Annotated in this window: 1 protein-coding gene; it reads right to left on the bottom strand. The window is 30.6% G+C overall.

From position 1 onward, the window contains the following. Positions 1 to 479: 479 nt before the first annotated feature. On the bottom strand, positions 480 to 1,196 hold the full coding sequence (locus ACXX80_RS06260; protein WP_458552452.1) for a DsbA family oxidoreductase: 717 nt from the start codon (positions 1,194 to 1,196) through the stop codon (positions 480 to 482). Positions 1,197 to 1,283: the final 87 nt, after the last annotated feature.

The raw sequence follows: 1,283 nt of genomic DNA, 5'->3' as shown, positions 1-1,283 counted from the left end.
AGGTTGCTATTTATTGAATGTTGTATATATAATATTTTGTATAATCCCTAAGTAAAGTAAAAAAATACACTTTACGAAAACCGATTCTTTTTCATTTACGTTAAAAAAGAGTTAATGGTTTGATTTTTATAAACAAAAATAGTTTTTTTTCTGACAATTATTTAAAGCAGGCATTTTTTTTTTAAAAAAAAACGTTAAAGTGCATACAATAAACGTTAAAAAACGTTATCCAAGGTAAAAAAAATAATACTACAATTGGACTAATTTATAAATCCCATTGGTATAAATATGCCAAATTGCAAACTGACGCCTATTATTCAACAATCATTTGAACTACTTGAACCCTTTAAGAAGCCTTTAAACAGAGATAAAATTAATATTAATAAGAAATACATAGAAATATTATTCGATGAATAACAAGAAAGTGTCGACTAATAGAATATAGTCTCAAAACACTAAAAAAAAGTAATATTCTACATTTAATCACACCCATCTAACCCACAGCTGTCACCATCAGTAGTGTTCAACACCGTAACTTTAGAATCAAATTTACCTTCTTCCCATACTTTCTCTAATGTTTTCACAAATGTTTCGACATGTTGCGCACCCGAAACCGCATATTTATTATCGAAAACAAAGAAGGGAACACCTTGAACACCGATAAATTGCGACTCATCAATATCTTGCTGCACTTCATTGGCGTAAGCATTAGAGTGCAATACTTCATCGATGGATTCAGAATGCAGTCCTACTTCCTGTCCTAATGCTCTCAATGTATCCAAATCATTTATATTCTTGCCATCCGTCAAATAGGCTTTGAACAATAATTCTTCTAAGTCATTTGCCAAATTGTATTTTTTCGCCAAATGCAACAAGCGATGTGCATTCAAGGAATTGGCCATAACCGCTTTTTCAAAATGGAAATCCAATCCTGAATTTTTAGCATTTTGAGTCATATTAACAAGCATCTCTTGTGCCCAATCGTTATCTTTTCGGTATTTTTCTGCTAAATGGTCTACCAAGTTATCACCAGGAGAAGCAACAAAGCCAGCGTCTAACTGAAAGCTTTTCCATTCAATTTCAACAGCCTCTTTATGTTCAAAATTCTGTAAAGCATCTTCAATTCTTCTTTTTCCGATATAACAAAACGGACACATAATATCCGACCAGATTTGTATTTTTAATGTATTTCCCATCTTACTTTCTATAATTAAATTCAAAATTAATTCTGTAATACAAAATTAATCAATTCAGTTTTTAGCTTTTAGAGTTTTAGTATTTAA

The organism is Flavobacterium sp. GNP002, assembly GCF_054343795.1.
The sequence above is the reverse complement of the archived record's forward strand: the minus strand, read 5'-3'. Positions and strand labels throughout refer to the sequence as shown.

What these genes read in the sequence shown, in the direction of transcription:
- ACXX80_RS06260 (WP_458552452.1), bottom strand. Translation starts at nt 1,196, where the DNA reads ATGGGAAATACATTAAAAATACAAATCTGGTCGGATATTATGTGTCCG.